Genomic DNA, 23,046 nt, shown 5'->3' with positions numbered 1-23,046 from the left:
TTTGTTTACCGGATTAAAGAATCTGCGGGAACGAAAGATTTTGCGGCGTGACAAGGCGCAGAGCGAGGACATCAGCGGGAGCATACTGAGGTATGTGACCGGTGTGGCTGAGCGATGGCAACGCGGTCATGACGTAAAAGATTCGTTCCGTGCACCAAGAATTTGCCTGGCGGCTTTAGCGCGGTGGTCCCACCTGACCCCATGCCGAACTCAGAAGTGAAACGCCGTAGCGCCGATGGTAGTGTGGGGCCTCCCCATGCGAGAGTAGGGAACTGCCAGGCATTATACAAGTGAAGAAGCCCCGCACTGACGTGCGGGGCTTTTTTACGTCTGCCGATCGTGAAAAACCGCCTTCGGACCCCGAAAACTGCCTGAGAACACATCTCCGATACGGTAAACTACGGCCAGATAACTCAGTTAAGGCCGTCAAATGTCCAGCCAGCATCCCTCCTTAAAAGCCGACAATACACTTGGGCTTGCAGTACACACACAAAAACGCATCGTCGCTGAGACGCCTGCCGCCATTCTGGCTGCATGGCAGGCCAGCCAGCAGGATCAAACGCCTTTCCTTGTGCTCGGTGAAGGCAGCAATGTCCTCTTTCTGGATGATTTTGCCGGAACTGTGGTACTGAACCGCATTAAAGGCATCACCATTCAGGATGAATATGAGAGCTGGAAACTGCATGTCGGAGCCGGTGAGAACTGGCATGAGCTGGTCAAAAGTACCCTGGAAAAAGGGATCGCCGGACTGGAAAATCTGGCGCTGATCCCGGGCATGACCGGCTCGGCACCGATTCAGAATATTGGTGCTTACGGCGTGGAGTTAAAAGATGTCTGCGAATATGTGGATGTGCTTAATCTGCACAGTGGCGAAACAGAACGTCTGGATCGTGAAGCCTGTGAGTTTGGCTATCGTGACAGCATTTTCAAACATCGTTATCAGTCAGGCTATGTCATCGTCGCAGTCGGGATATGCCTGCCTAAGCAATGGCAGCCTGTCCTGACCTATGGCGATCTGAAAACACTGAATCCGACCATCGCCAGTGCCTGGGATGTCTATCACGCTGTATGTCAGATGCGTCAGAGCAAGTTACCGGATCCGAAAGTCACCGGAAATGTCGGCAGCTTTTTTAAAAATCCGGTGGTGACGCAGGCGCAGTGCAGCGCTCTGCTGGCCCGGTTCCCCGCCATGCCGCACTATCTGATGCCAGAAGGTGAAACGAAGCTGGCAGCGGGCTGGCTGATCGATCAGTGCCAGCTTAAAGGCTATCGCATCGGGGGCGCAGCCGTTCATCAGCAGCAGGCTCTGGTGCTGATCAATGCTGACAATGCCCTGCCTGCCGACATCGTGGCGCTGGCCAGAGCGGTACGCGCCCGGGTAGGAGAGAAATTTGATGTCTGGCTTGAGCCTGAAGTCCGGTTTATTCAGGCACAGGGTGAATGCAATGCCGTCGAGGTGATCGCATGAAAGACCACAATGTCCCGTTAAAGCTGGTCGATATTTTGTCTGACGGCGAGTTTCACTCTGGCGAGCAGCTGGGTGAGACGCTGGGAATGAGCCGGGCTGCCATCAACAAGCATATCCAGACACTGAAAAGCTGGGGACTTGATGTCTATACCGTCACCGGTAAAGGCTACAGTCTGCCTGCGCCAATCCAGCTACTGGATGAGCAGGCGATTCTCGCGCAGGTTGAGCAGGGCAATGTCTCGGTGATACCGGTGATTGACTCAACAAATCAGTACCTGCTGGAGCGCATGCATGACATGCCTTCTGGTGCTGCCTGTATTGCTGAATATCAGCAGGCGGGGCGGGGACGCCGGGGCCGTCAGTGGTTCTCTCCATTTGGCGCTAACCTCTATATGTCGATGTACTGGCGCCTGGAACAGGGCCCCGCAGCGGCGATGGGCCTCAGCCTGGTCATTGGTATCATCATGGCGGAGACATTACGCTCACTGGGCGCAGATGAGGTCAGGGTAAAATGGCCAAATGATATTTATCTTAACGATCGCAAACTGGCGGGTATCCTGGTTGAACTGACCGGGAAAACGGGCGATGCTGCGCAGATTGTGATCGGTGCAGGTATCAATCTGGCAATGCGAACCGCTGACGCCTCCCAGATTAATCAGGGCTGGATTAACCTGCAGGAAGCCGGGGTAACGGTGAATCGCAACGAGCTGGCAGCTCGTCTGATTAATCGTCTGCGCGAGGCACTGCCACTCTTTGAGCAGGAGGGGTTAGCGCCCTTTGTGACACGCTGGGCCGCGCTGGACAACTTTATCAACCGGCCTGTTAAGTTGCTCATCGGCGAACGCGAAGTGCACGGTATTGCGCGCGGTGTTGACAGCCAGGGTGGACTGTTACTGGAACAGGATGGCGAAATAAAGGCATGGGTTGGCGGAGAGATATCGTTACGTCCTGTCTGAATAAAAAAAGCCTGCATGAATGCAGGCTTTTTTATCACTGGCGTTATTTACGCAGACGGACTTTATCAACAGCGTGATCGCCGCTTTTCGTCATAATCAGGCTGGCTCTCTCTCGTGTCGGCAGAATATTTTCCTGCAGATTGAGCCAGTTAATCTCTTTCCACAGATTACCCGCTATTTCAACGGCTTCCGCCTCGGAGAGCTGGGCATAGTGATGGAAGTAGGAGTCGGGGTCGGTAAAGGCACCCTGGCGGAATTTCAGAAAGCGATTGATGTACCAGCTTTGCAGAAGATCTTCTTCTGCATCGACATAGATTGAGAAATCGACGAAGTCAGAAACAAAGACGTGATGGGGGTCATGGGGATAGTCCATACCGCTCTGTAAGACGTTGAGCCCCTCAAGAATCACAATATCCGGCTGCTGTATGACTTTATCGCCATCAGGGATAACGTCGTAAATCAGATGCGAATAGACCGGAGCGGTAACCTGACTGGCTCCTGACTTTAAATCTGAGACGAAATTGACCAGCCGGTGCATATCGTAGGATTGCGGGAATCCTTTCTTCTTCATTAAGCCACGCTCTTTGAGCACGGCATTAGGATGCAGGAAGCCATCCGTGGTGATTAATTCCACCTTACGATGTTCAGGCCAGCGGCTGAGCAATGCCTGCAATACACGTGCTGTCGTGCTTTTACCGACGGCAACGCTACCCGCAATGCTGATGATGTAAGGGATCTTCTGCCCGTTGGTGCCCAGAAACTGCTCCAGTACAGCCTGCCTGCGCACATTTGAACTGATATAGAAATTAAGCAGGCGCGAAAGAGGCAGGTAAATCTCTGCCACCTCTTCCAGAGAGAGGTCCTCGTTGATGCCTTTCAGCTGCGCAATCTCTTCCTCTGATAGCGTCATAGGAACGGAATCACGTAATGCCGCCCACTGCTCACGAGTGAATTCTAAGTAGGGCGTTGTCAGGGGAGTCGTTTTATCCATAAGCATGCATCTGACCGCAAATTCATTGCTATCACCGGCGTGTTATCCGATAAGCAGGACAACGCAGGTGATTTGAATCACGAATCGCTGGTTTATCAGTGAGAACAATGGGCTGGAGGGTATCACCAGTATGGCTTTTAACAGAAGTAAAAAGATAACTGTGATCTCGCTTTCGTCGGTATAGCCACAAAACGCGCCATTACCCAAGCCATTAACGACTTTATAACAGACTATGAGCCTGTAAAGCCGTTACAGGCTTCTTCCCACCCATAGTGCGTAACACCCTTGTTACCTGTCCCGGTGGCAGTGCCACGCATTAAGGCCTGTAAGGAAGCGAATGCGATATCCCCTCAATAAGCACACCATCCGGACCCTTCTGCCGGGTGCTGTTAAAGAAAAGGGATATTGCCTTCATGGAAATATCGGCCTGTGAGCTTAGCCTCTAACCCAAAATCATCCTGACGTGACGAAAAAAGCGTCAGTCAGCGGATGGGCAGGATCTTTTTTCAGGAATAAGCGAAATAACCGGCGTAAGAACACTGGGGGCAGGCATTGTAAAAAGAGGGGCAGGGGGGGAGTGAAGCCAGAGTAAAGTCGAGAAAAAAGGGCCAGGCTGGACAAATATTCCGCAGAAAACCACTAAATTGCGATGATTTGCACAAATAGTAAGCGATAGAAAAAAATATGCGATTTTTTAGTTGCATCCGAACGCCGACCTTCCTAGAATGCGCGTCACTTGATGCCGGCTTAGCTCAGTTGGTAGAGCAACTGACTTGTAATCAGTAGGTCACCAGTTCGATTCCGGTAGCCGGCACCAATCAAGTAGGTGGGATTCCCGAGCGGCCAAAGGGAGCAGACTGTAAATCTGCCGTCACAGACTTCGAAGGTTCGAATCCTTCTCCCACCACCATCCCGACCTCGCGGTTGGGTTCAGATAAACGGCCTGTTTATCTGTCAGGTGAGTCACTTCTCACCCTGAATTCAGACTGAGCGTTAGCGAAGTCAACGTCGGTCAGCTTCGCTGACGGACAGTAGGTAGCAGAGGCATTCTCTGTTATCTGCAAGCTACAGAAAGAACAGGTAGCCGAGTTCCAGGATGCGGGCATCGTATAATGGCTATTACCTCAGCCTTCCAAGCTGATGATGCGGGTTCGATTCCCGCTGCCCGCTCCAGATGTGCTGATATGGCTCAGTTGGTAGAGCGCACCCTTGGTAAGGGTGAGGTCCCCAGTTCGACTCTGGGTATCAGCACCACTTCCTTTAATCTCCCTCCTGATTTTCTCTGTAACTTCCTTGCAGTCAGGCATTGCCTGGTTAATGTGATGATATCATTGATATATCCGTGTCTTAGAGGGACTAGCGATGGCTAAAGAGCAATTTCAACGTAACAAACTGCACGTAAACGTGGGCACCATCGGTCACGTTGACCACGGTAAAACCACCCTGACTGCAGCAATCACTACCGTACTGGCTAAAACCAACGGCGGCCAGGCGCGTGCATTCGACCAGATCGACAGCACCCCTGAAGAAAAAGCCCGCGGTATTACCATCAACACCGCACACGTTGAGTATGAGACTGCTTCACGTCACTACGCTCACGTTGACTGCCCAGGCCACGCCGACTATGTGAAAAACATGATCACCGGTGCTGCGCAGATGGACGGCGCGATCCTGGTTGTTGCTGCGACTGATGGCCCGATGCCACAGACCCGTGAGCACATCCTGCTGGGTCGTCAGGTTGGCGTTCCTTACATCATCGTGTTCCTGAACAAGTGTGACATGGTTGATGATGAAGAGCTGCTGGAACTGGTTGAGATGGAAGTACGTGACCTGCTGTCACAGTACGACTTCCCAGGCGACGACACTCCAATCGTTCGTGGTTCTGCTCTGAAAGCGCTGGAAGGCGACGCTGAGTGGGAAGCGAAAATCATCGAGCTGGCTGAGCACCTGGACAACTACATCCCGGATCCGGTTCGTGCGATCGACATGCCGTTCCTGCTGCCAATCGAAGACGTATTCTCAATCTCTGGCCGTGGTACCGTTGTTACCGGTCGTGTTGAGCGCGGCATCGTTAAAGTCGGCGACGAAGTTGAAATCGTAGGTATCAAAGATACTGCGAAATCAACCTGTACCGGTGTTGAGATGTTCCGTAAGCTGCTGGACCAGGGTCAGGCAGGCGAAAACTGTGGTGTTCTGCTGCGCGGTATCAAGCGTGAAGACATCCAGCGTGGTCAGGTTCTGGCTAAGCCAGGCACCATCAAGCCACACACCCAGTTCGAGTCAGAAGTTTACGTTCTGTCTAAAGACGAAGGTGGCCGCCATACTCCGTTCTTCAAGGGCTACCGTCCACAGTTCTACTTCCGTACCACTGACGTGACCGGTTCAGTAGAGCTGCCAGAAGGCGTTGAAATGGTAATGCCAGGCGACAACATCAAAATGGTTGTTACCCTGATCCACCCAATCGCAATGGACGAAGGTCTGCGCTTCGCAATCCGCGAAGGCGGCCGTACCGTTGGCGCGGGTGTTGTTGCTAAAGTTATCGCATAATTACCGATAACGTTTGACGCAATGCACACGGAAAGGGCATCATTTGATGCCCTTTTTGCACGCTGTTTCATAGAACCTGGCTCATCAGTGATTTTCGATCATAATCATTGCTGAGACAGGCTCTGTCATGCGGCGTTGGATACCGAGTTACGCCCCAAAAGCTCATTCGGTTTGGACGCCTCGCACTGCGGGGCAGAATAGTTTCTGAATTATTGTGGCAGGTTGGTTTATGAGTGCGAATACCGAAGCTCAAGGGAGCGGGCGTGGCCTGGAAGCGGTAAAGTGGGTAGTAGTCGTATTACTGCTGCTTGCAGCGATTGTAGGTAACTACCTCTATCGTGATGTGTCACTGCCACTGCGTGCGTTAGCCGTAGTTGTACTGATCGCAGCGGCTGGCGGCATTGCGCTTTTAACGACCAAAGGCAAAGCGACCGTGGCTTTTGCTCGTGAAGCAAGAACAGAAATGCGTAAGGTTATCTGGCCAACCCGCCAGGAAACGCTGCACACCACGTTAATCGTTGCCGCGGTTACCGCCGTGATGTCACTGATTTTGTGGGGGCTGGATGGTATTCTGGTCCGTCTGGTATCGTTTATCACTGGCCTGAGGTTCTGAGATGTCTGAAGCTCCAAAGAAACGCTGGTACGTCGTACAGGCGTTTTCCGGTTTTGAAGGCCGCGTAGCACAGTCGCTGCGCGAGCATATCAAATTGCACAACATGGAAGAGCTGTTTGGCGACGTCATGGTTCCGACTGAAGAAGTCGTTGAAATTCGTGGTGGCCAGCGTCGTAAGAGCGAGCGCAAGTTTTTCCCGGGATATGTACTGGTTCAGATGGTGATGAATGACGCCAGCTGGCACCTGGTGCGCAGCGTCCCGCGCGTGATGGGTTTCATCGGCGGCACATCTGACCGTCCGGCACCTATCAGCGATAAAGAAGTTGATGCGATCATGAACCGTCTGCAGCAGGTCGGCGACAAGCCTCGTCCGAAAACGCTGTTTGAACCAGGCGAAATGGTTCGCGTTAACGACGGTCCGTTTGCTGACTTTAACGGTGTGGTTGAGGATGTGGATTACGAGAAGAGCCGCCTGACGGTTTCTGTCTCCATCTTCGGACGTGCAACACCGGTTGAACTCGACTTCGGTCAGGTGGAGAAAGGTTAACCTCTTTCCGCTCACAATTTAGCTGTTGCAGCAGGCGCGAAATTTAACTACAATTTCGCGCCTTTTGTTTTTATGCGCTGGCAACGGCGTATAAATCGTTATCACGGGGAGCCTTTTAAAGGCGCTATAACCCAATTGAGGAAATATCATGGCTAAGAAAGTCCAAGCCTACGTCAAGCTGCAGGTTGCAGCTGGTATGGCGAACCCAAGTCCACCGGTTGGTCCAGCTCTGGGTCAGCAGGGTGTTAACATCATGGAATTCTGCAAAGCGTTCAACGCGAAGACCGAATCTCTGGAAAAAGGTCTGCCGACTCCTGTTGTTATCACTGTATACAGCGACCGTTCATTTACCTTTATCACCAAAACCCCTCCGGCTGCCGTACTGCTGAAAAAAGCAGCGGGCATCAAGTCTGGTTCTGGTAAGCCGAACAAAGATAAAGTCGGTAAAGTGACCCGTGCTCAGGTACGTGAAATCGCAGAAACCAAAGCTGCGGACATGACTGGTTCTGACGTTGAAGCGATGACTCGCTCAATCGAAGGTACTGCTCGTTCCATGGGCCTGGTAGTAGAGGACTAAGAAATGGCTAAGCTGACCAAGCGCATGACCGTAATTCGCGACAAAGTTGACGCGACCAAGCAGTATGACATTGCTGAAGCTGTTGCTCTGCTGAAAGAACTGGCGACTGCCAAGTTCGTTGAAAGCGTTGACGTTGCTGTCAACCTCGGCATCGATGCACGTAAATCTGATCAGAACGTACGCGGCGCGACCGTTCTGCCACACGGTACTGGTCGTTCAGTACGTGTTGCTGTCTTCACCCAGGGCGCAAACGCTGAAGCGGCAAAAGCTGCTGGCGCAGAGCTGGTTGGTATGGAAGACCTGGCTGAGCAGATCAAGAAAGGCGAAATGAATTTTGACGTTGTTATTGCTTCTCCGGATGCAATGCGCGTTGTTGGCCAGCTGGGCCAGATTCTGGGTCCACGCGGCCTGATGCCAAACCCGAAAGTCGGTACTGTAACCCCTAACGTTGCTGAAGCGGTTAAGAACGCTAAAGCAGGTCAGGTTCGTTATCGTAACGACAAAAACGGCATCATCCACACTACCATCGGTAAAGTGGACTTTGACGCTGACAAACTGAAAGAAAACCTGGAATCTCTGCTGGTTGCGCTGAAAAAAGCGAAACCATCTCAGGCGAAAGGCGTGTACATCAAGAAAGTCAGCCTTTCAACCACCATGGGCGCCGGCGTTGCCGTTGACCAGGCTGGTCTGAACGCAACAGCAAACTAATTGCTGCTTGAAACGGGCGAAAAATTCACCTAGAATCTTACGCCCGTTGTTCTGTTATTAGCAGAACAGGACACCAGAGAGTCAGATGCGACAGCGGCGTTTAACGCCTTTCCCTCTGATTCTGCTGCGTCACACAGAATTTAGGTTGGAGCCAGGCCTTATCCTGGCCTCCGTCCAAGACCGCAGGAGCTGTCTATCTCCGGATAGTCCGCTTAATACCCTGCGTAGACGGTGACAGAACCAAAAGAATTTTTTCTTAGCTGGATTCTGCTCACCGTGTTCGAGCGCTTATTTCCCCTTTTGGGTGAGTAAGTGAAGTGAGTTCCGGGGAAATCCTTTCCCGGTCAAATCCAGGAGCAAAAGCTAATGGCATTAAATCTTCAAGACAAACAAGCAATTGTTGCTGAAGTCAGCGAAGTAGCCAAAGGTGCGCTTTCAGCGGTTGTTGCGGATTCCCGTGGCGTTACCGTTGATAAAATGACCGAACTGCGTAAAGCAGGTCGTGAAGCTGGCGTTTACATGCGTGTTGTTCGTAACACCCTGCTGCGCCGCGTCGTTGAAGGAACTCAGTTTGAGTGCCTGAAAGACACGTTTGTTGGTCCGACCCTGATTGCATATTCTATGGAACACCCGGGCGCTGCTGCTCGTCTGTTCAAAGATTTCGCGAAAGCGAATGCAAAATTTGAGGTCAAAGCTGCAGCCTTTGAAGGTGAGCTGATCACGGCGGCCAATATTGACCGTCTGGCAACTCTGCCGACCTACGAAGAAGCACTGGCACGTCTGATGTCGACCATGAAAGAAGCCGCTGCCGGCAAACTGGTCCGCACTCTGGCTGCTGTACGCGATGCAAAAGAAGCGGCTTAAGGCCCTTTTCTTTTCTTCGTACCTGCTTACGTATAAACTTTTTCTGATTCTTAGGAACAATTGTCATGTCTATCACTAAAGACCAAATTCTGGAAGCTGTTGCAGCGATGTCCGTAATGGAAGTTGTTGAGCTGGTTTCTGCTATGGAAGAAAAATTCGGCGTTTCTGCTGCTGCTGCTGTAGCTGTTGCTGCGGGCCCGGCTGAAGCTGTTGAAGAAAAAACTGAATTCGACGTCGTACTGAAAGCTGTTGGCGCGAACAAAGTAGCAGTTATCAAAGCCGTACGTACTGCAACTGGTCTGGGCCTGAAAGAAGCCAAAGACCTGGTTGAAGCAACTGGCGTAATCAAAGAAGGCATCAGCAAAGATGACGCAGCTGCACTTGAAGCTGCTCTGAAAGAAGCTGGCGCTGAAGTTGAAGTTAAGTAAGACAACCTTCGGGTTGCAGTCTGAGTAGTTTCAGACTGATGGCTGGTGACTTTTTGGTCACCAGCCTTTTTGCGCTACAGGGTCTCAATGGGGTTTCACACTGTTTGTCCATTGCTACTCTTCAATATCTTTCTCTATCGACGACTTAATATACCGCTTTCCTGTGCGGGTTCCCTGCCTTCACAAAAGCGATGAAATGATTTAAGCGTGATAGAAAGAGGTATTGCACTGCTGCCGCGCAGCCAGTGAATCAAACAAAATCGTGTTGCATGAACTGTCCTGTCAGGACGGACAGCGTGGGTCGACTTGTCAGCTAGCTGAGGAACCCTATGGTTTACTCCTATACCGAGAAAAAACGTATTCGTAAGGATTTTGGTAAACGTCCACAAGTACTGGACATACCTTATCTCCTTTCCATCCAGCTCGACTCGTTCCAGAAGTTTATCGAGCAAGATCCAGAAGGTCAGTACGGGCTGGAAGCTGCATTCCGCTCTGTATTCCCTATTGCGAGCTACAGCGGCAACTCTGAGTTGCAGTATGTGAGCTATCGCCTGGGCGAACCTGTCTTTGACGTGAAAGAGTGTCAGATCCGTGGCGTGACCTATTCGGCACCGCTGCGCGTGAAACTGCGTCTGGTGATCTATGAGCGCGAAGCGCCAGAAGGCACCGTAAAAGACATTAAAGAACAAGAAGTCTACATGGGCGAAATTCCGCTCATGACCGACAACGGTACCTTTGTTATTAACGGTACCGAGCGCGTTATCGTTTCTCAGCTGCACCGTAGTCCTGGCGTGTTCTTTGATAGCGATAAGGGTAAAACCCACTCTTCGGGTAAAGTGCTTTATAACGCACGTATCATCCCTTACCGCGGTTCATGGCTCGACTTTGAGTTTGACCCGAAAGATAACCTGTTTGTCCGTATTGACCGTCGTCGTAAGCTGCCGGCCACTATCATCCTGCGTGCGTTGCAGTTCACAACACCTCAGATCCTCGATCTCTTCTTTGAGAAAGTGGTGTTTGAAATTCGCGACAACAAGCTGCAGATGGAGCTGGTGCCTGAGCGCCTGCGCGGTGAAACCGCGACCTTCGATATCGAAGCGAACGGCACCGTCTACGTCGAAAAAGGTCGCCGCATTACTGCGCGTCATATTCGTCAGCTGGAAAAAGATGGCATTCAGCACATCGAAGTTCCGGTTGAATATATCGCGGGCAAAGTGGTTGCTAAAGACTACATCGATGAGAGCACCGGTGAGCTGATTGTTGCAGCGAACATGGAGCTGTCACTGGATCTGCTGGCCAAACTGAGCCAGTCGGGTCACAAACGCATCGAAACGCTGTTCACCAACGATCTGGACCACGGTCCATATATGTCTGAGACCCTGCGTGTTGACCCAACCAGCGATCGCCTGAGCGCACTGGTTGAGATCTACCGCATGATGCGTCCTGGTGAGCCGCCAACGCGTGAAGCTGCAGAGAACCTGTTCGAGAACCTGTTCTTCTCTGAAGATCGTTACGATCTCTCTGCCGTGGGCCGCATGAAGTTCAACCGTTCACTGCTGCGTGATGAAATCGAAGGTTCAGGTATCCTGAGCAAAGAAGACATCATCGAAGTGATGAAAAAACTGATCGACATCCGTAACGGTAAAGGCGAAGTGGACGATATCGACCACCTCGGCAACCGTCGTATTCGTTCAGTCGGTGAAATGGCTGAGAACCAGTTCCGTGTCGGCCTGGTGCGTGTTGAGCGTGCGGTTAAAGAGCGTCTCTCTCTGGGCGACCTCGATACGCTGATGCCACAGGACATGATCAACGCGAAGCCGATTTCGGCTGCGGTGAAAGAGTTCTTCGGTTCAAGCCAGCCTTCACAGTTTATGAATCAGAACAACCCGCTGTCAGAGATTACGCATAAACGTCGTATCTCTGCACTTGGCCCGGGTGGTTTGACGCGTGAGCGTGCCGGCTTCGAAGTGCGTGACGTACACCCAACGCACTACGGTCGTGTCTGCCCAATCGAAACCCCTGAAGGTCCGAACATCGGTCTGATCAACTCCTTGTCTGTTTATGCACAGACCAATGAGTATGGTTTCCTTGAGACGCCTTATCGTCGTGTTATCGACGGTCTGGTTTCTGACGAGATCCACTACCTCTCTGCTATTGAAGAGGGTAACTACGTTATCGCTCAGGCGAACGCCCCGCTCGATGAAAACGGCGCGTTTGTTGATGACCTGGTCACCTGCCGTAGCAAAGGCGAATCGAGTCTGTTCAGCCGCGATCAGGTTGACTACATGGACGTTTCCACCCAGCAGGTGGTTTCTGTCGGTGCATCCCTGATCCCGTTCCTGGAACACGATGACGCCAACCGTGCTCTGATGGGTGCGAACATGCAACGTCAGGCCGTTCCGACTCTGCGTGCAGATAAGCCGCTGGTTGGTACCGGTATGGAACGTGCTGTTGCCGTTGACTCCGGTGTTACTGCCGTCGCCAAACGTGGTGGTACCGTTCAGTATGTTGATGCATCACGTATCGTTATCAAAGTTAACGAAGATGAGATGTACGCGGGCGAAGCCGGTATCGACATCTATAACCTGACCAAATATACCCGTTCAAACCAGAACACCTGCATCAACCAGATGCCATGTGTCTCTCTGGGTGAGCCGGTTGAGCGCGGAGACGTGCTGGCAGATGGCCCGTCCACCGATCTGGGTGAACTGGCACTGGGCCAGAACATGCGTGTCGCGTTCATGCCGTGGAACGGTTACAACTTCGAAGACTCCATCCTGGTCTCCGAGCGTGTGGTTCAGGAAGATCGCTTTACCACCATCCACATCCAGGAACTGGCTTGCGTGTCGCGTGACACCAAACTGGGACCGGAAGAGATTACCGCTGATATCCCGAACGTGGGTGAAGCTGCACTCTCTAAACTGGATGAGTCAGGCATCGTCTACATCGGTGCTGAAGTGACCGGTGGTGACATTCTGGTTGGTAAGGTTACCCCGAAAGGTGAAACCCAGCTGACGCCAGAAGAGAAGCTGCTGCGTGCGATCTTCGGTGAAAAAGCCTCTGACGTAAAAGATTCATCACTGCGCGTGCCGAATGGCGTGTCAGGTACCGTGATCGACGTTCAGGTCTTTACCCGCGATGGCGTGGAAAAAGACAAGCGTGCGCTCGAAATCGAAGAGATGCAGCTGAAGCAGGCTAAGAAAGACCTGTCTGAAGAGCTGCAGATCCTGGAAGCGGGCCTGTTCAGCCGTATCCAGAGCGTCCTGATCGCAGGTGGCGTTGAAGCTGACAAGCTGGACAAGCTGCCGCGCGAGCGCTGGCTGGAGCTGGGTCTGACTGATGAAGCCAGACAAAACCAGCTGGAGCAGCTGGCAGAGCAGTACGACGAACTGAAGCACGAGTTTGAGAAAAAACTCGAAGGCAAGCGCCGTAAGATCACCCAGGGCGACGATCTGGCACCGGGCGTGCTGAAAATCGTTAAGGTTTATCTGGCCGTTAAACGTCAGATCCAGCCTGGTGATAAGATGGCAGGTCGTCACGGTAACAAAGGTGTTATCTCTAAGATCAACCCAATCGAAGACATGCCTTACGATGAGAACGGTACGCCGGTCGACATCGTACTGAACCCGCTGGGCGTACCATCGCGTATGAACATCGGTCAGATCCTTGAGACACACCTGGGGATGGCAGCGAAGGGCATTGGTGAGAAAATCAACGCCATGCTGAAGAAGCAGGAAGAAGTCGCGAAACTGCGCGAATTCATCCAGCGTGCCTATGACCTGGGAAGCGACCTGCGTCAGAAAGTTGACCTGAACACCTTCTCCGACGACGAAGTGCTGCGCCTGGCAGAGAACCTGAAAAAAGGTATGCCAATCGCAACGCCGGTGTTTGATGGCGCGAAAGAGAGCGAAATCAAAGAGCTATTACAGCTCGGCGGTCTGCCTTCTTCCGGTCAGATTACCCTGTTTGACGGCCGCACCGGTGAACAGTTCGAACGTCAGGTAACCGTTGGCTACATGTACATGCTGAAACTTAACCACCTGGTTGATGACAAGATGCATGCACGTTCTACCGGTTCCTACAGCCTGGTTACTCAGCAGCCGCTGGGTGGTAAGGCGCAGTTCGGTGGTCAGCGCTTTGGTGAGATGGAAGTATGGGCACTGGAAGCATACGGTGCCGCGTATACCCTGCAGGAAATGCTTACCGTTAAGTCTGATGACGTCAACGGCCGTACCAAGATGTATAAAAACATCGTTGACGGCAACCATCAGATGGAACCGGGCATGCCGGAATCCTTCAACGTACTGTTGAAAGAGATTCGCTCGCTGGGTATCAACATCGAGCTGGAAGACGAGTAACCCCCATTTCAGGCTGTGGTTCGCCGCCGCCTGAAAGCGCAGGGTTTAAGCGCTCGCAATTGTACTGGTTACGGGGCGTTCAATTTCGGTTGGACGCCCCCTGAGTCTCACTCCGACGGGAGCTAATCCGTGAAAGACTTACTTAAGTTTCTGAAAGCGCAAACTAAGACCGAAGAGTTTGATGCGATCAAAATTGCGCTGGCTTCGCCAGACATGATCCGTTCCTGGTCTTTTGGTGAAGTGAAAAAGCCAGAAACCATTAACTACCGTACTTTTAAGCCAGAGCGCGATGGTCTGTTCTGTGCCCGTATCTTCGGGCCGGTAAAAGACTATGAGTGCCTGTGCGGTAAGTACAAGCGTCTGAAACACCGTGGTGTGATTTGTGAGAAGTGCGGCGTTGAAGTGACCCAGACTAAAGTACGCCGTGAGCGTATGGGCCACATCGAACTGGCGTCGCCGACTGCGCACATCTGGTTCCTGAAGTCACTGCCATCGCGTATCGGCTTGCTGCTGGATATGCCACTGCGTGACATCGAGCGCGTGCTCTACTTTGAATCTTACGTGGTAATCGAAGGTGGCATGACCAACCTCGAGAAGCGTCAGATCCTGACTGAAGAGCAGTACCTTGACGCACTGGAAGAGTTCGGTGACGAGTTCGACGCCAAAATGGGCGCCGAAGCGATCCAGGCCCTGTTGAAAAACATGGATCTGGACCAGGAGTGCGAGCAGCTGCGTGAAGAGCTGAACGAAACCAACTCTGAAACCAAGCGTAAAAAGCTGACCAAGCGTATCAAGCTGCTGGAAGCGTTCGTTCAGTCTGGTAACAAGCCAGAGTGGATGATCCTGACCGTGCTGCCTGTTCTGCCACCGGATCTGCGTCCGCTGGTTCCGCTGGATGGCGGACGTTTTGCTACGTCAGATCTGAACGATCTTTATCGTCGCGTGATCAACCGTAACAACCGTCTGAAGCGCCTGCTGGATCTGGCTGCGCCAGATATCATCGTGCGCAACGAAAAGCGTATGCTGCAGGAAGCGGTCGATGCACTGCTGGACAACGGTCGTCGCGGTCGTGCGATCACCGGTTCCAACAAGCGTCCGCTGAAATCGCTGGCTGACATGATCAAAGGTAAGCAGGGTCGTTTCCGTCAGAACCTGCTGGGTAAACGTGTCGACTACTCCGGTCGTTCGGTTATCACCGTAGGTCCATACCTGCGTCTGCATCAGTGCGGCCTGCCGAAGAAAATGGCACTCGAACTGTTCAAACCGTTTATTTACGGCAAGCTGGAACTGCGTGGCCTGGCCACCACCATCAAAGCCGCGAAGAAAATGGTTGAGCGCGAAGAAGCGGTTGTCTGGGATATCCTCGACGAAGTGATCCGTGAGCACCCGGTTCTGCTGAACCGTGCGCCTACGCTGCACCGTCTGGGTATTCAGGCCTTTGAACCGGTTCTGATCGAAGGTAAAGCTATCCAGCTGCACCCGCTGGTTTGTGCGGCGTATAACGCCGACTTCGATGGTGACCAGATGGCTGTTCACGTTCCGCTGACGCTGGAAGCCCAGCTGGAAGCGCGTGCGCTGATGATGTCTACCAACAACATCCTGTCACCTGCGAACGGCGAGCCAATCATCGTTCCTTCTCAGGACGTTGTACTGGGTCTGTACTACATGACCCGTGACTGTGTTAACGCCAAAGGCGAAGGCATGGTACTGACTGGTCCGAAAGAAGCTGAGCGTATTTATCGCGCTGGCCTGGCCTCACTGCACGCTCGCGTTAAGGTGCGTATCACCGAACACGAGAAAAATGAGCAGGATGAGTGGGTCGCTAAAACCAGCCTGATCGACACCACGATTGGCCGTGCCATTCTGTGGATGATCGTGCCGAAAGGTCTGCCTTACTCCATCGTGAACCAGGCGCTGGGTAAAAAAGCGATCTCCAAAATGCTGAACACCTGTTACCGCATTCTGGGGCTGAAGCCGACCGTTATCTTTGCTGACCAGACCATGTACACCGGTTTCGCCTACGCAGCCCGTTCAGGCGCGTCAGTCGGTATCGACGACATGGTTATTCCAGAGAAGAAAGTGGAAATCATCACCGAAGCGGAAGCGGAAGTGGCTGAGATCCAGGAACAGTTCCAGTCTGGTCTGGTTACCGCGGGTGAACGTTATAACAAAGTCATCGATATCTGGGCCGCAGCCAACGAACGTGTTGCCAAGGCGATGATGGAAAACCTCTCTACTGAAACCGTGATTAACCGTGACGGCGAAGAAGAGAAACAGGTTTCCTTTAACAGCATCTTTATGATGGCCGACTCCGGTGCGCGTGGTTCTGCTGCACAGATTCGTCAGCTGGCCGGTATGCGTGGTCTGATGGCGAAGCCAGATGGCTCCATCATCGAGACGCCGATTACCGCGAACTTCCGTGAAGGTCTGAACGTACTCCAGTACTTCATCTCAACCCACGGTGCGCGTAAAGGTCTTGCGGATACCGCACTGAAAACCGCGAACTCCGGTTATCTGACGCGTCGTCTGGTTGACGTTGCCCAGGATCTGGTTGTGACCGAAGATGACTGTGGAACGCACGAAGGCATCATGATGACCCCGGTCATCGAAGGTGGCGACGTGAAAGAGCCACTGCGCGAACGAGTTCTGGGTCGTGTGACCGCGGAAGACGTTCTGAAGCCGGGCTCGGCTGACATTCTGGTTCCACGCAACACCCTGCTCGATGAGCACTGGTGTGACGTGCTGGAACTGAACTCAGTCGACAGCCTGAAAGTGCGTTCGGTCGTAGGTTGTGAAACTGACTTTGGTGTGTGTGCGCATTGCTACGGTCGCGACCTGGCACGTGGTCACATCATCAACAAAGGTGAAGCGATCGGTGTTATCGCGGCACAGTCTATCGGTGAGCCGGGTACACAGCTGACGATGCGTACGTTCCACATCGGTGGTGCGGCATCACGTGCGGCTGCTGAATCCAGCATTCAGGTGAAGAACAAAGGTACCATCAAGCTGACCAACGCCAAGTCGGTAACGAACTCGGCAGGTAAGCTGGTGATCACCTCGCGTAACGTCGAACTGAAAATGATCGATGAATTTGGTCGTACCAAAGAGAGCTATAAAGTTCCTTACGGTTCTACCATGGCGAAAGGTGATGGTGAGCAGGTTGCAGCGGGCGAAACCGTAGCAAACTGGGATCCGCATACCATGCCAGTTATCACCGAAGTGGGCGGTTTCATTCGCTTCACCGACATGATTGACGGCCAGACCATTACCCGTCAGACAGATGATCTGACCGGTCTTTCTTCGCTGGTGGTGCTGGACAGTGCTGAACGTACGTCAGGCGGTAAAGATCTGCGTCCTGCGCTGAAAATTGTTGATGCCAGCGGCAACGACGTTCTGATCCCAGGCACTGATATGCCTGCTCAGTACTTCCTGCCAGGTAAAGCGATTGTTCAGCTGGAAGATGGCGTTAAGATCAGTGCCGGTGACACGCTGGCGCGTGTTCCGCAGGAATCTGGCGGTACCAAGGATATTACCGGTGGTCTGCCACGCGTTGCTGACCTGTTCGAAGCGCGTCGTCCGAAAGAGCCGGCTATCCTGGCTGAGATCAGCGGTATCATCTCCTTCGGTAAAGAGACCAAAGGTAAGCGTCGTCTGGTCATCACGCCGCTGGATGGCAGTGAGCCATATGAAGAGATGATTCCGAAATGGCGTCAGCTGAACGTGTTCGAAGGTGAACGTGTTGAGCGCGGTGACGTGGTTTCCGATGGCCCAGAGTCTCCACATGACATCCTGCGCTTGCGTGGCGTGCATGCGGTGACCCGTTATATCACTAACGAAGTGCAGGAAGTTTATCGTCTGCAGGGCGTTAAGATTAACGATAAGCACATCGAAGTCATCGTTCGTCAGATGCTGCGTAAAGCGACCATCGTGAGCGCAGGAAGCACCGACTTCCTGGAAGGTGAGCAGGCTGAATTCTCTCGCATCAAGATCTCTAACCGTGATCTGGAAGCGAACGGAAAAGTTGGCGCAACCTTCGTACGTGACCTGCTGGGTATTACCAAAGCGTCACTGGCAACCGAATCGTTCATCTCTGCCGCATCGTTCCAGGAAACGACCCGTGTCCTGACCGAAGCAGCAGTAGCAGGTAAGCGTGATGAACTGCGCGGCCTGAAAGAGAACGTCATCGTGGGTCGTCTGATCCCGGCCGGTACCGGTTATGCATACCATCAGGATCGTATGCGCCGTAAAGCGGCGGGTGAAGTTCCGGCTGCACCGCAGGTGACTGCGGATGAAGCCTCAGCCAGTCTGGCTGAACTGCTGAACGCCGGCCTCGGCGGCAGCAAAGACGATTAATCGTCCTTCGCCTGATAAAAACCCTGCTTCGGCAGGGTTTTTTTTGTCTCTGATTCAGCCATTCCAGTCATTGCGGTCGATGCCGATATCTTTCAGCTGACTGTCACTCAGTCTCGACAGAATAGCGCGCGTTTCGCGCCGCAGCTGCCAGCGTCTGAAGCTGCGCCACAGATAACGGAGCAGAAGGTAAGGCGTAACGGCAAAAGGCTTAGCGGCGCGATTTTCATCATATCCCATGATCGTTTCCTCAATGATTGGCCTGAGCACTATTTTCCGGGGATACACCTGTATGATACAGACTCAAAAATCACCTTTTATTAACATACAGATTGAAGAGATCGCGATCTGAATGGTAAAAAAGGAGCCTGACTGTACTGGTCGATCATCATCACGCTGGCAGGAGAGGATACAATGACCCGCTATGAACATCTGGCCACGTTGCTGGCACAGCGTATCGAACAGGGCTTGTTTCGCAGCGGGGAGCGTCTGCCCTCTGTGCGCAGCCTGAGTGCGGAACATGGGGTGAGTATCAGTACGGTGCAGCAGGCTTATCGCCTGCTGGAAGAGAAGCAGATGATTATCCCGCAGTCGCGCTCCGGCTATTTTGTGGCGTCGCACAAAGCCACGCCGCCGGTACCTGCGCTGACCCGTCCCGTACAGCGGCCTGTTGAGGTGACGCAGTGGGACGCGGTGCTGGAGCTGCTCAACAGCCGGCTGGAAGATGACGTACTGCAACTGGGCAGCGGCATGCCCGATCTGACCCAGCCGACCCTGAAGCCGCTGTGGAAAGCCTTCAGCCGTCAGGCTCAGAAGCAGGAGGCTGGTCTGCTGAATTATGACACCCTCTATGGCGTCCTCGCGCTGCGGAAACAGGTTGCCCGCCTGGCGATCGATAGCGGCTGTCAGCTTACCGCCGATGATATTGTTATCACGACCGGCTGCCATGAAGCCTTATCGGTAGCCGTGCGGGCGGTCTGTGAACCGGGCGATATCATCGCCGTCGAGTCGCCCTCTTTTCACGGTATCATGCAAACCCTGCGTGGCTTTGGCATCCGGGCCATTGAGATTCCGACCGATGCGATAACCGGCATCAGTCTTGAGGCGCTGGAACTGGCTTTTGACCAGTGGCCCATTAAAGCGGTCATCGTTGTTCCGAACTGCAATAATCCGCTCGGCTTTATCATGCCTGAGGCGCGCAAGCGGGCGTTACTGGCGCTGGCGCAGCGTTTTGATGCGGCCATCATCGAAGATGACGTCTATGGTGAGTTAGCCTGGGAATATCCCCGTCCGCCTGCCATTAAGGCGCTCGATATGGATGGCCGGGTTCTGCTCTGCAGCTCCTTTTCAAAAACGCTGGCGCCAGGTCTGCGGGTTGGCTGGGTGGCACCTGGCCGTTATCGCGACCGCGTGCTGCACATGAAATATATCGTCACAGGCTCTACGGCTACGCAGCCTCAGCATGCCGTTTCCGAGTTTATCCGCCAGGGGCATTATCAGCCTCATCTGCGCCGGATGCGGCAGATCTATCACCGCAACTATGAAACTTTCAGCTGCTGGGTGCGCCACTACTTTCCCTGCGGTATCTGCGTCTCTCGTCCTCAGGGCGGTTTTATGATGTGGATAGAACTTCCTGAAGCGTTTGACGCCGTCCGGCTTAACCGCGAACTGCGCGAGTCAAAAATCCAGATTGCCGTCGGCTCACTCTTTTCAGCATCGGGGAAATATCGCAACTGTCTGCGTCTGAACTTTGCGCTGCCCATCACCGATCAGACGGAACAGGCGCTGGCACGGCTGGGTGCGGCCGTGGAACGCGCCATGCTCTCCTGTCAGCATGAGACGCCTGCTTCCGCTCCCGATGTCGCTTAAACCGAAGAAGAAGCAGGGCCGGCAAGAGGAGGGAACCGGCCCTGGTCAGATAACCGTCACCTGACGACGGCCACGTTAAAGTATCGGTTCAGGAGGTGCCACCCTCAGCCTCTGCTTCTGCGCGCCGCTTTCCCGGAAAGTGGTGAACGTTACCGCATTTGCCGCCAGGATGCGGGACAGGTTCCGGAAATCGCTATCCGTGAGGCTCTGCCAGCGCCAGCAGGGTGCGCGTGGCTTCACGCCAGTCATCAGCCTGGGTTATCGCACTCACCACAGCAATGCTGCCCACGCCGGTTGCCAGGACTTCCGGTGCCCGGGCAATCGAGATACCGCCAATCGCCACGGTGGGGATGTGCGTCAGGCGTGCCAGGTGTCGCTTCAGTTGTTCCACGCCCTGAGGCGCAGAAGGCATCGCTTTGGTCTGCGTCGGGAAGATATGTCCCAGCGCAATGTAAGAGGGCTGGATCGCCAGGGCGCGATCCAGCTCGGTATCATCATGGGTCGAGATCCCGAGCCGCAATCCTGCCTGGCGAATCCGGGCGAGATCGGCAACATCCAGATCTTCCTGACCCAGATGCACACCATAGGCGTCATGTCTGATCGCCAGCTCCCAGTAATCATTGATAAACAGGCGCGCATCGTAGCGTTTGCCCAGCGCTATCGCCTGAGCAATCGCGGGTTCGGCAATCTCATCAGGCTGATCTTTTATGCGCAGCTGCAACGTGCGCACGCCCGCCGTCAGCAGGCGTTCAATCCAGGCGGGGCTGTCAACCACCGGATAGAGCCCCAGGCGCGGGGCGGTAGCAGGAAAGGCAGACATGGTTACTCCTCCTCAATAACATCGGCAGAGTGATAAAGCTCACCCCCGCGGCTGCGGAAATGCTCTGACATCCGGGCCATGCCCACTTCCACCGGTTCAGCGCGGCTATCCTGGCGTGCCGCAAACTCGCGTACCTCCTGAGAAATCTTCATTGAGCAGAATTTAGGACCGCACATTGAACAGAAATGAGCCACTTTGCCTGACTCCTGCGGCAGGGTTTCATCATGCATGGCGCGGGCGGTGTGAGGGTCCAAAGCCAGGTTGAACTGATCTTCCCAGCGGAATTCAAAGCGCGCTTTGGACATGGCGTTATCGCGGATCTGCGCGGCGGGATGGCCTTTTGCCAGGTCGGCAGCATGTGCCGCGATTTTGTAGGTGATCAGCCCCTGTTTGACATCCTCTTTGTTCGGCAGCCCCAGATGCTCTTTAGGTGTGACGTAACAGAGCATGGCGCAGCCAAACCAGCCAATCATGGCGGCCCCGATTCCGGAGGTAAAGTGGTCATAGCCCGGTGCGATGTCGGTGGTCAGCGGGCCGAGGGTGTAGAAGGGGGCTTCATCGCACAGGTCGAGCTGTTCGGTCATGTTGCGGCGGATCATATGCATCGGCACATGGCCCGGCCCTTCAATCATCACCTGCACATCATATTCCCAGGCAATACGGGTCAGTTCGCCCAGGGTACGCAGCTCAGCGAACTGCGCCTCATCGTTCGCATCCTGAATTGAACCCGGCCGCAGACCATCGCCCAGCGACAGCGACACATCGTAAGCGGCGCAGATTTCACAAATCTCCCGGAAATGCTGATAAAGGAAGTTCTCCTGATGATGCGACAGGCACCATTTCGCCATGATCGATCCGCCGCGCGACACGATCCCGGTCAGCCGCTTCGCCGTCATCGGGACATAACGCAGCAGGACGCCAGCGTGTATCGTGAAGTAATCCACCCCCTGTTCCGCCTGCTCAAGCAGCGTGTCGCGGAAAACGTCCCAGTTCAGCGCCTCGGCCACGCCGTTCACTTTTTCCAGCGCCTGATAGATCGGCACTGTGCCGATGGGGACCGGGCTGTTCCGCAGAATCCACTCGCGCGTTTCATGAATATAGCGGCCGGTAGAGAGATCCATCACCGTATCGGCCCCCCAGCGCGTCGACCAGACCAGTTTTTCCACTTCCTCTTCGATGGAGGAGGTGACCGCTGAGTTACCGATATTGGCATTCACCTTAACCAGAAAGTTGCGGCCGATGATCATCGGCTCCGATTCCGGGTGATTGATATTGGCAGGGATGATGGCCCGTCCGGCTGCCACCTCCTGCCGCACAAACTCTGGTGTGATGCTGGCTGGCAGATGCGCGCCAAAACTGTGGCCCGGATGCTGTTGCAGCAGCACTTCACTGCGAATCCGCTCACGGCCCATATTTTCCCGCAGCGCAATAAACTCCATTTCCGGGGTGATGATCCCCTGTCGGGCATAATGCAGCTGGGTGACGCGGCGGCCTGCACAGGCCCGGCGCGGCGTCGGTAAGTGATCGAAGCGCAGATGGTCCAGCCCCTCATCAGCCAGCCGTTGCTGGGTGTAGCCGGAACTGTTTTGTGGCAGGTATTCGCTGTCATCGCGTTCCGCTATCCAGCGGGCGCGCAGTTTTTCCAGGCCGCGATGAACATCGATCTGTGCCGCGGGATCGCCATAGGCACCTGCCGTGTCGTAAACCGGCACCGCTTCGTTTGGCTCATAGGTCGGCTGCGCTTTGCTGCCACCGGTGTGGGTCGGGCTTAGCGTGATCTCGCGCATCGGAACGCGAATATCGTCACGGCTGCCGGTTATCCAGATGCGACGGGACTGGGGGAATGCACTGCCGCTTTGCAGCGAATCGATAAATTCCTGCGCCTGGGCACGCTGTTCACGACGGGTCATTTTTGGGTCAGACATAGCAATCTTCCTGTTCAGGGGGAAC

Annotated in this window: 16 protein-coding genes, 4 tRNA genes and 1 rRNA gene; 17 read left to right on the top strand and 4 right to left on the bottom strand. The window is 53.9% G+C overall.

The window, feature by feature from the left end:
- Window positions 1-165: 165 nt before the first annotated feature.
- From rrf to birA, 3 genes are all read left to right on the top strand, one after another.
- Window positions 166-281, top strand: a 5S ribosomal RNA gene (rrf, locus tag S7A_RS17790).
- Between the two features lie 149 nt (window positions 282-430).
- The gene (murB, locus tag S7A_RS17785) at window positions 431-1,468 is read left to right on the top strand and encodes a UDP-N-acetylmuramate dehydrogenase (RefSeq protein ID WP_009092670.1); all 1,038 of its coding nucleotides are present in this window, start codon (window positions 431-433) and stop codon (window positions 1,466-1,468) included.
- The gene (birA, locus tag S7A_RS17780; RefSeq protein ID WP_009092668.1) at window positions 1,465-2,424 is read left to right on the top strand and encodes a bifunctional biotin--[acetyl-CoA-carboxylase] ligase/biotin operon repressor BirA; all 960 of its coding nucleotides are present in this window, start codon (window positions 1,465-1,467) and stop codon (window positions 2,422-2,424) included. Before murB ends, birA begins: the two co-directional genes overlap by 4 nt.
- A 43-nt stretch (window positions 2,425-2,467) precedes the next feature.
- On the opposite strand, the gene coaA is transcribed toward birA, so the two are convergent.
- Window positions 2,468-3,415, bottom strand: a complete 948-nt coding sequence (gene coaA, locus S7A_RS17775) for a type I pantothenate kinase (protein WP_009092666.1) — start codon at window positions 3,413-3,415, stop codon at window positions 2,468-2,470.
- 741 nt (window positions 3,416-4,156) lie between these two features.
- Between coaA and S7A_RS17770 the strand changes: the two genes are divergently transcribed.
- The 13 genes from S7A_RS17770 to rpoC all read left to right on the top strand — a co-directional run bounded on the left by S7A_RS17770 (window position 4,157) and on the right by rpoC (window position 18,410).
- A tRNA-Thr gene (locus S7A_RS17770) sits at window positions 4,157-4,232 on the top strand.
- Between the two features lie 8 nt (window positions 4,233-4,240).
- Window positions 4,241-4,325 (top strand) — tRNA-Tyr (locus S7A_RS17765).
- 188 nt (window positions 4,326-4,513) lie between these two features.
- A tRNA-Gly gene (locus S7A_RS17760) sits at window positions 4,514-4,588 on the top strand.
- A gap of 5 nt (window positions 4,589-4,593) precedes the next feature.
- A tRNA-Thr gene (locus tag S7A_RS17755) sits at window positions 4,594-4,669 on the top strand.
- A 108-nt stretch (window positions 4,670-4,777) separates the two neighbouring features.
- Entirely contained in the window at window positions 4,778-5,962 is a 1,185-nt protein-coding gene (tuf, locus tag S7A_RS17750) for an elongation factor Tu (RefSeq protein ID WP_009092664.1), read from the top strand.
- A 229-nt stretch (window positions 5,963-6,191) separates the two neighbouring features.
- Window positions 6,192-6,575, top strand: coding sequence for a preprotein translocase subunit SecE (secE, locus tag S7A_RS17745; RefSeq protein ID WP_008927141.1), 384 nt, complete (start codon window positions 6,192-6,194; stop codon window positions 6,573-6,575).
- 1 nt (window position 6,576) lies between these two features.
- Entirely contained in the window at window positions 6,577-7,122 is a 546-nt protein-coding gene (nusG, locus tag S7A_RS17740) for a transcription termination/antitermination protein NusG (protein WP_003848088.1), read from the top strand.
- A gap of 148 nt (window positions 7,123-7,270) precedes the next feature.
- Window positions 7,271-7,699 carry a 50S ribosomal protein L11 gene (rplK, locus tag S7A_RS17735; RefSeq protein ID WP_006121495.1) on the top strand — a complete coding sequence of 143 codons (429 nt, stop codon included), beginning with the start codon at window positions 7,271-7,273 and terminating at the stop codon, window positions 7,697-7,699.
- Between the two features lie 3 nt (window positions 7,700-7,702).
- Window positions 7,703-8,407: a 50S ribosomal protein L1 gene (rplA, locus tag S7A_RS17730; RefSeq protein ID WP_009092662.1), complete on the top strand. Its 705-nt coding sequence runs from the start codon at window positions 7,703-7,705 to the stop codon at window positions 8,405-8,407.
- 366 nt (window positions 8,408-8,773) lie between these two features.
- Complete coding sequence (gene rplJ / locus S7A_RS17725; RefSeq protein ID WP_003848098.1) at window positions 8,774-9,271, top strand: 50S ribosomal protein L10; 498 nt, start codon at window positions 8,774-8,776, stop codon at window positions 9,269-9,271.
- Window positions 9,272-9,336: 65 nt separating this feature from the next.
- Window positions 9,337-9,699 (top strand): 50S ribosomal protein L7/L12, encoded by a 363-nt coding sequence (gene rplL / locus S7A_RS17720; protein WP_009092660.1) that lies wholly within the window; start codon window positions 9,337-9,339, stop codon window positions 9,697-9,699.
- A gap of 329 nt (window positions 9,700-10,028) precedes the next feature.
- Window positions 10,029-14,057 carry a DNA-directed RNA polymerase subunit beta gene (gene rpoB / locus S7A_RS17715; protein WP_009092658.1) on the top strand — a complete coding sequence of 1,343 codons (4,029 nt, stop codon included), beginning with the start codon at window positions 10,029-10,031 and terminating at the stop codon, window positions 14,055-14,057.
- Between the two features lie 129 nt (window positions 14,058-14,186).
- Window positions 14,187-18,410 (top strand): DNA-directed RNA polymerase subunit beta', encoded by a 4,224-nt coding sequence (gene rpoC / locus S7A_RS17710; RefSeq protein ID WP_009092657.1) that lies wholly within the window; start codon window positions 14,187-14,189, stop codon window positions 18,408-18,410.
- 54 nt (window positions 18,411-18,464) lie between these two features.
- Here rpoC and S7A_RS17705 read toward each other — a convergent pair whose 3' ends face one another.
- Window positions 18,465-18,647 carry a DUF1127 domain-containing protein gene (locus S7A_RS17705; protein ID WP_009092656.1) on the bottom strand — a complete coding sequence of 61 codons (183 nt, stop codon included), beginning with the start codon at window positions 18,645-18,647 and terminating at the stop codon, window positions 18,465-18,467.
- 174 nt (window positions 18,648-18,821) lie between these two features.
- On the opposite strand from S7A_RS17705, the gene S7A_RS17700 reads away from it, so the two are divergent.
- Complete coding sequence (locus tag S7A_RS17700) at window positions 18,822-20,276, top strand: PLP-dependent aminotransferase family protein (protein WP_009092655.1); 1,455 nt, start codon at window positions 18,822-18,824, stop codon at window positions 20,274-20,276.
- A 193-nt stretch (window positions 20,277-20,469) separates the two neighbouring features.
- Here the strand turns inward: S7A_RS17700 and thiE are convergent, their stop codons facing one another.
- On the bottom strand, window positions 20,470-21,096 hold the full coding sequence (gene thiE, locus S7A_RS17695; RefSeq protein ID WP_009092654.1) for a thiamine phosphate synthase: 627 nt from the start codon (window positions 21,094-21,096) through the stop codon (window positions 20,470-20,472).
- Window positions 21,097-21,098: 2 nt separating this feature from the next.
- A complete protein-coding gene (thiC, locus tag S7A_RS17690) occupies window positions 21,099-23,021 on the bottom strand; it encodes a phosphomethylpyrimidine synthase ThiC (protein WP_009092653.1) in 1,923 nt (640 codons plus the stop codon).
- Between the last annotated feature and the right edge of the window lie 25 nt (window positions 23,022-23,046).

This window comes from Pantoea sp. Sc1 (genome assembly GCF_000255315.1).
Taxonomy (GTDB): domain Bacteria; phylum Pseudomonadota; class Gammaproteobacteria; order Enterobacterales; family Enterobacteriaceae; genus Pantoea; species Pantoea anthophila.
Note: the sequence above shows the minus strand (reverse complement) of the source record. Positions and strands in the feature narration are given on the sequence as shown.

What these genes read in the sequence shown, in the direction of transcription:
- rplJ (WP_003848098.1), top strand. Translation starts at nt 8,774, where the DNA reads ATGGCATTAAATCTTCAAGACAAACAAGCAATTGTTGCTGAAGTCAGC.
- S7A_RS17700 (WP_009092655.1), top strand. Translation starts at nt 18,822, where the DNA reads ATGACCCGCTATGAACATCTGGCCACGTTGCTGGCACAGCGTATCGAA.
- nusG (WP_003848088.1), top strand. Translation starts at nt 6,577, where the DNA reads ATGTCTGAAGCTCCAAAGAAACGCTGGTACGTCGTACAGGCGTTTTCC.
- secE (WP_008927141.1), top strand. Translation starts at nt 6,192, where the DNA reads ATGAGTGCGAATACCGAAGCTCAAGGGAGCGGGCGTGGCCTGGAAGCG.
- thiC (WP_009092653.1), bottom strand. Translation starts at nt 23,021, where the DNA reads ATGTCTGACCCAAAAATGACCCGTCGTGAACAGCGTGCCCAGGCGCAG.
- rplK (WP_006121495.1), top strand. Translation starts at nt 7,271, where the DNA reads ATGGCTAAGAAAGTCCAAGCCTACGTCAAGCTGCAGGTTGCAGCTGGT.
- murB (WP_009092670.1), top strand. Translation starts at nt 431, where the DNA reads ATGTCCAGCCAGCATCCCTCCTTAAAAGCCGACAATACACTTGGGCTT.
- coaA (WP_009092666.1), bottom strand. Translation starts at nt 3,415, where the DNA reads ATGGATAAAACGACTCCCCTGACAACGCCCTACTTAGAATTCACTCGT.
- rplL (WP_009092660.1), top strand. Translation starts at nt 9,337, where the DNA reads ATGTCTATCACTAAAGACCAAATTCTGGAAGCTGTTGCAGCGATGTCC.
- rplA (WP_009092662.1), top strand. Translation starts at nt 7,703, where the DNA reads ATGGCTAAGCTGACCAAGCGCATGACCGTAATTCGCGACAAAGTTGAC.
- S7A_RS17705 (WP_009092656.1), bottom strand. Translation starts at nt 18,647, where the DNA reads ATGGGATATGATGAAAATCGCGCCGCTAAGCCTTTTGCCGTTACGCCT.
- rpoB (WP_009092658.1), top strand. Translation starts at nt 10,029, where the DNA reads ATGGTTTACTCCTATACCGAGAAAAAACGTATTCGTAAGGATTTTGGT.
- tuf (WP_009092664.1), top strand. Translation starts at nt 4,778, where the DNA reads ATGGCTAAAGAGCAATTTCAACGTAACAAACTGCACGTAAACGTGGGC.
- birA (WP_009092668.1), top strand. Translation starts at nt 1,465, where the DNA reads ATGAAAGACCACAATGTCCCGTTAAAGCTGGTCGATATTTTGTCTGAC.
- thiE (WP_009092654.1), bottom strand. Translation starts at nt 21,096, where the DNA reads ATGTCTGCCTTTCCTGCTACCGCCCCGCGCCTGGGGCTCTATCCGGTG.